A 6,214-nucleotide genomic window follows, 5' to 3' on the forward strand; every position below is an offset into this window, starting at 1 on the left:
GGGAATATCTGCGGCAGCGGGCTTGTAATGGGTTAAGTGATAACAGATGTCTGGAAATATAGGGGCAAATCCAATGACATCTGGCGATATTTTGGATTTTGTTCAAGAAAAGGCCAGAGTGTGGTCATTACTTCACGAACGGCTTGCGCGAACTCGGTTTGATTCGGGTCGCGCTTTTGGACATGGTTGAGGAATGACTCCAGAGAATATGTCTGATCCATAGATATAAAAACCTTATATATTAATACGATTGTGCTTATGTTGTTTATGTCATGTGCTTTTGCAGTTTTCGACTATACCATCAAGAATGTGACGGTAAGCAAGAAAAAAATGACCCAGGAAAGCAAATTAATAACGAGAGTAATCTCATAACCAAATGCGATAACTCAGACGCTAAAGTTTTGCCACCCGGCTACCGTTATCAGTAGCAGAGACAATAACGTTAAGGAGTTCCCTGTGAGTCGAGCATTGTTCGCCGTAGTATTAGCATTTCCATTAATTGCACTGGCTAACCCGCATTATCGTCCGGACGTGGAGGTAAACGTACCGCCAGAAGTGTTCAGTTCAGGCGGGCAGTCAGCGCAGCCCTGTACTCAGTGCTGCGTTTATCAGGATCAAAATTATTCTGAAGGGGCGGTAATTAAAGCCGAAGGAATACTGCTGCAATGCCAGCGTGATGACAAAACCCTTAGCACTAATCCGCTGCTCTGGCGGCGCGTAAAGCCATAAACGCCTCTAATAATGGAATGTCAGCAGGGGCCAGCGGATATTGCAGCGCCTCTTCAGGTGAGCACCAGACCAGCGCCTGATGTTCATGTGCCTGTAACGTCCCGTGGAAGTCGGGTACGTGCCAGGCATGAAGATGGATAATCCGGCCCGAAACTTCTCGCTGATGGCTGGCAACATACTCACCCACAGTTGCTTCGATGTCCAATTCTTCGTTTAACTCACGCACCAGCGCCTGCTGCTGGCTTTCATCCAGCTCGACTTTACCTCCGGCAAACTCCCATAATCCCGCCTGATCGCTCTGGGCGGGGCGTTGCGCGAGTAAAATTTTGCCATCACGTTCAATGATGGCGGCAACAACTTCAATCATTTTCATAAATTACACACGGGCAGATAAGCGAAAAATGCCATAATATCCGCACTGTTGCTCAATCAGAAAGGCTTTATATTTAAGGAGTGCCTGTGCTAGACCGCCATCTTCATCCCCGGATTAAACCGTTGTTGCATCAGTGCGTGCGGGTTCTTGATAAACCGGGCATTACGCCAGATGGTTTAACATTAGTGGGATTTGCCATCGGCGTGCTGGCTCTGCCGTTTCTGGCGCTGGGCTGGTATCTGGCGGCGCTAGTCGTCATTTTGTTGAACAGGCTGCTTGATGGTCTGGACGGTGCGCTGGCGCGGCGCAGAGGGCTTACCGACGCGGGCGGCTTTCTTGATATTTCTCTCGATTTTCTCTTTTACGCGCTGGTGCCGTTTGGCTTTATTCTTGCTGCACCGGAGCAAAATGCGCTGGCAGGCGGCTGGTTGTTGTTTGCGTTTATCGGCACGGGCAGCAGTTTTCTCGCCTTTGCTGCACTGGCAGCAAAACATCAGATTGATAACCCCGGTTATGCACATAAGTCGTTTTACTATCTGGGGGGATTAACCGAAGGCACAGAAACGATCTTACTGTTTGTGCTGGGATGTTTATTCCCTGCATGGTTTGCGTGGTTTGCGTGGATCTTCGGTGCGTTGTGCTGGATGACGACCTTTACGCGGGTGTGGAGTGGGTATCTGACGCTGAAGTCGCTCCAGCGTCAGTAATTGCAATGTTATTTGCTACTGCCCGGGCCGCGTTCACCGGTTGCAACCGGATTTTTTGGATCGCTGCTCCATTCGTACCAGCCGCCGTCATACACGGAAACATTCTTCCAACCCATGGCGCGTGCGTACATAAAGGTTTCGGACGCGCGCCAGCCGGTGCCGCAGTAGAATGAAACTTGCTGATCTGGTTTGATATTCCATGCTTTCCACATAGCGGTAATATCATCGGCGCTACGCATGGTGCCATCCGGGTTATAGAAATCTTCCATATGCGTCGAGTCGCTACCAGCGTGTCCCCAACGTGCTCCGGCTATTTCACCTTTTGGTTTAATATAGCTGTAACCGCTGGTCGTACCGATAAATTCTGGCCACGAACGAATGCTCACCAGCGATGCATCCTGGCGATGCAGCAGTCCACGGGCCTGTTCCATATCGAGCATCAACTGCGGTTGTGCCGGGATCTTCACGCCGAAATCCGGTTCCGCTTTCACTTTCGGTGGCGTTCCTCGCTCAACAGGCAGTCCCGCGTCGGACCAGGTTTGCCAGCCGCCATCCAGCAGACGCACATCTTTCACGCCTGCGTAGAGCATAATTTGCGCCACACGCGCTCCAGCGTATACGTCACGCCCGTACAGAATGACCGTGGTGTCATGGCGAATGCCGTGTTTTGCCAGCATCGCTTTTAGTTGTTCATCAGAAACTTTGTTCCACAGCGGTTCGCTTTCCACTTCGTTGGTATCGATGTAGTCAGCGCCAGGAATATGGCTGATAAGGTAAAGCTTAGGAGCGCCCTAGGCCGCTTCAATGACTTTCCAGTCACCGACAGGTTTCGCCGTAACCTCTTTACCTTGTTGCAGGTCATGCAGCCATTGCGGATAAACCAGCTGCTCAAAGTGCGGCAGTTTTTGTAGACGGGAAGGTTCGCTTAGCGCGTCACTCAGAATGGAGATATGCGTAAAACCTGCTTTTTGCAGTCGCGTTTTGACGGCGTCAACATCTTTGCCATTACCGTACAGCGCCACCGGGGCATCGGCTTTCAGGTTATGTTGCTTGATCCACGCGTTGAGCTGTTCGGTGCTCATTTTGTCCAGCCAGCTAGCAGAGAGGTTTAAGGCGGCAGGTTCATGACCAGAAGGGCCATTTAAGGTTTGTGGCCAGCCGTTATAAAACGCGCTGGGGCGAGTATCTATCGCTTTGCCATTTTGTTGCTGAAGTTGGTCAAGTGTAAGAGGCTTCGCCAGTTCAGCGGCCCACGAAGAAGCGCAAGCCAGCCCTAAAGCCATTGCCAGCGCGGTCATTTGAGAAACACGTTTCATCGAAAATCCCGACATTGTAGTTTTGAGTGCGCCATTCTGAACTGACGCATTGAGAAAAACTTTGCGTTATCGCAGTTTGTTGTAATTTTCTGACCACTGCGCCATATCCAGAACAGAACTATCAGCAGGAACATCCTGGAGATCGTGCGTTACCTGAACGACGGGGATCGCCAGGGCGCGAACTTCGCTGAACACCCACTGGCGAAAATTATCGCGCAGAGCCACATCAAGACGGCTGAATGGCTCATCCAGGAGTAACGCTTTTGGCTGGGCGAGAAGGGCGCGTAGTAGAGCAACGCGCGCTCGCTGACCGCCAGACAAAGTGGCAGGATCCTGATGGAAAGCTCCGTCAAGGCCTGAACGCTCAAGTGCATCATTCACGGCATTACGTCGGGCATTCCCCTTAAGTGTCGCCGGTAGCGCCAGCAGTAAATTTTGCCCGACGCTGAACTGGTCAAATAACAGTGCATCCTGAAAAAGAATGCCAATCTGACGCTGTGCGGTGGGTAGCATGTCAATCCGTTGCTCATTGAGCCATAGCTCACCTGTACAAGAAAACTGTCCGGCCAGTGCACCAATCATCCATGAAAACAGAGTGGATTTTCCACAGCCAGACGGCCCCATTAACGTGACGATGTCACCTTTATCAACCGTAAAGTTAACGTTTGTCAGCAAGCGGCTTTCTGGTAAACGTAGCGAAACATTTTTCACGCAGAGCATTAGCGGATTCCTTGTCTGACATAACCTACCCATTTTGCGACTAACGCGGTCAGGGCAAAAATAATAAGCGGTAACAACAGTTGCCATAACGCCTGGGCGGCGAGAATACCGTTGCTGCCGCCGCTGCTTAATGCCACCGCCTCAGTGGTGAGCGTCGGAAAACGCCCCGCGCCCAGCCACAGCGTCGGCATATACTGCGCAATACTGACTGAAAATCCCACCGCGAAGGCAATCAGCACAGGGCGCAACATGAGTGGGCATTTCACGTAAAAGAAGATTTTGGCCCGCGACCAGCCCAGTGTTTGCGCAATCAAAATTAACCGTGAATCAATGCGCTGCCAGGCGGGTTGCAGGATAAACAGCATCCACGGCATTACCCACAGCAGATGCCCCCAGACCACCGCCGTCCAGCTTCCATCCAGGTTCAGCCATAGCGCCAGCGTGTACTGGCCCGCCACCAGTGGCAGAGCGGGCAATAGAATGGGCAACCATAGCCACAACTGGCGACGCTGTGCCCCCCATTCCAGCCACAGCAGTAACAGGAGCAAAGCGATGAATGTTGCTACCAGCCCCATTGTCAGACTGTTGATGAGTGCTTCACTATTGATCGTCGACTGATCCGCGAGGATCGCCAGCAGAACCACACACAGCACACCGGTTAAGGGTAAAAAACTCGCCAGCGTAGTGCCTGGTAATAAAGGTGTGGCAGGCTTGCGAATGCCATCTACGCGGGGAATAGTGCGCCGCCAGCTGCGCCAAAACGTAGGCGGCGAGTAACAGCATCAGCAGCAGACTGGCGAGTGCGCCTTTCGTTTGTTGATCCGCGTCGCCCTGAGTTAACCACTGCCAGCTAATTACTGCCAGCGTCGGTGGATTACCTGGCCCAAGAATAATCGCCACATCCACGACCGAAAGCGACCAGGCAACAATCGCCAGCATCGCCATTGCCAGCGGCTGTAGCCCAGCGAATCCAGCACAATGACCTGCTGCAACAGCCGTTTTTCGCTCAATACTGCCACTAAGATCCACAGCAGAAATGCGCTTTCTTTCACTGCAAGGGTGAGGCCCAGACCGATCCAAATCGGTCCATTGGCGGAGTGAAATACGGGAAATAGTCATATAGCAGCCCTCCGTCAGCAAAGAGCAGCAGGGCGCTGGTGGCAAAAGCCACATGGGGAATGGCGAGCAGCCACGGCAGACGGGCGCACATACGCTGCCATTTCGGCCCAGGCCATAGCGCCACAATCACCAGCAGGGCAATCAACAATGCCCCGACCGCCGCGATGGTTGTCGACACCAGCGTTGCCAGTAATGCCTGCGGTAACTGTGGATCGGCAAATAACGCCTGCCAGCGTGTCAACGACAACGCAGGCGATATCAGCGTGAGAGCTGCCGGGATCAGCGGTGCATAAATCACCGCCACCATCGCCCACAGCAAAAAGATTAATGCGTACCGTAACGGCGTAACCATTCTTGTTCCAGTGCATTCACCCATCCTGCGTGCGGTTCAGCCAGTACCGGCGGCAGATCCTGCGGCATTCTTGATTGCAATATTTCGCGCTGCCCGTCAGGCAGTTTTTGCGGATCGAGAACAGAAGGATCGCCCCAGACAACGGGATCTGCTTTACGCAGTTGCGCATCGGGTGAGAGCAGGAAATTGGCAACTACCTTCGCCGCAGCACTGGCATTCGCGTTGGCTGGAATGGTGACGAAATGCACGTTGCCAATCATCCCCTCGCGAAAGCCAAAACTGTAACTGCTTGCCGGCAAATCGCCGCTGGCGATTTTTTGCTGCGCATGTGCGGGGTTAAAGGTCAGCGACAGGCGCAATGTGCCGGCTTTCAGCAGAGCATCCATCCGCGCGGGCGAAGGCGGGAAATCCTTTCCTTCGCGCCACAAATACGGATGCAGTGCATCAAGATATTGCTACAAGGGCGCAGTGACACGGGCGAAAGTCGCATCGTCCGGCGCTTCTTTTAATGCGGCGGGATCTGGCGTCAGCATAATCAGCAACTGTTCAAGAAACGCCGTGCCGGTAAAGTCCGGTGGGCGCGGATAAGTAACCGTGCCGGGATTGGCTTTAGCAAACTCCAGTAAGGCTTGCGGCGTTTGTGGTGGCTGTGGCGTAACATCGCGGCGGGCGATAAACGTCAGTTGTGCGCCGCCCCAGGGCGATTCCGCACCTTGTGTCGGCACTGAAAAATCTCCCCGCACCGGCAGCTGTGTGTCGACATAGCGCCAGTTGGGCAGAGTCTCCGCCCAGCCCGTTTGTAATAAATTGGCCTCTTTTAAGGTGTAATGCCGATCAGTTAAGGATCAGTTGACCGATCCAGTGGCTGTGTAAGAATCCGGAAACGCTCACTTGTTTC

Annotated in this window: 4 protein-coding genes and 4 pseudogenes; 2 read left to right on the forward strand and 6 right to left on the reverse strand. The window is 53.0% G+C overall.

The genetic code is table 11. From position 1 onward, the window contains the following. Nucleotides 1–71: 71 nt before the first annotated feature. A pseudogene (locus ABZJ92_RS20000) lies at nt 72–221 on the reverse strand (hypothetical protein); the annotation flags it as partial. 235 nt (nt 222–456) lie between these two features. On the opposite strand from ABZJ92_RS20000, the gene ABZJ92_RS20005 reads away from it, so the two are divergent. Continuing rightward, nucleotides 457–729 carry a YnjH family protein gene (locus ABZJ92_RS20005; protein ID WP_000085238.1) on the forward strand — a complete coding sequence of 91 codons (273 nt, stop codon included), beginning with the start codon at nt 457–459 and terminating at the stop codon, nt 727–729. Here ABZJ92_RS20005 and nudG read toward each other — a convergent pair. Continuing rightward, nucleotides 695–1,102, reverse strand: coding sequence for a CTP pyrophosphohydrolase (nudG, locus tag ABZJ92_RS20010; RefSeq protein WP_000781873.1), 408 nt, complete (start codon nt 1,100–1,102; stop codon nt 695–697). The two genes, ABZJ92_RS20005 and nudG, sit on opposite strands and share 35 nt — an antisense overlap. 86 nt (nt 1,103–1,188) lie before the next feature. On the opposite strand from nudG, the gene ABZJ92_RS20015 reads away from it, so the two are divergent. Beyond that, nucleotides 1,189–1,809, forward strand: a complete 621-nt coding sequence (locus tag ABZJ92_RS20015; RefSeq protein ID WP_001307836.1) for a CDP-alcohol phosphatidyltransferase family protein — start codon at nt 1,189–1,191, stop codon at nt 1,807–1,809. An 8-nt stretch (nt 1,810–1,817) separates the two neighbouring features. Here ABZJ92_RS20015 and ynjE read toward each other — a convergent pair. The 4 genes and pseudogenes from ynjE to ABZJ92_RS20035 all read right to left on the reverse strand — a co-directional run. Beyond that, nucleotides 1,818–3,125, reverse strand: a pseudogene (ynjE, locus tag ABZJ92_RS20020) (thiosulfate sulfurtransferase YnjE). A gap of 66 nt (nt 3,126–3,191) precedes the next feature. Then, nucleotides 3,192–3,845 (reverse strand): ATP-binding cassette domain-containing protein, encoded by a 654-nt coding sequence (locus tag ABZJ92_RS20025; protein ID WP_004972005.1) that lies wholly within the window; start codon nt 3,843–3,845, stop codon nt 3,192–3,194. Next, nucleotides 3,845–5,316, reverse strand: a pseudogene (locus ABZJ92_RS20030) (ABC transporter permease subunit). Before ABZJ92_RS20030 ends, ABZJ92_RS20025 begins: the two are co-directional and overlap by 1 nt. Then, a pseudogene (locus tag ABZJ92_RS20035) lies at nt 5,289–6,140 on the reverse strand (ABC transporter substrate-binding protein); the annotation flags it as partial. The pseudogenes ABZJ92_RS20035 and ABZJ92_RS20030, both read right to left, overlap by 28 nt. Between the last annotated feature and the right edge of the window lie 74 nt (nt 6,141–6,214).

Origin of the sequence: Shigella sp. FJ200513, assembly GCF_040495915.1 — a bacterium.
In the GTDB taxonomy this organism is placed as follows: domain Bacteria; phylum Pseudomonadota; class Gammaproteobacteria; order Enterobacterales; family Enterobacteriaceae; genus ECMA0423.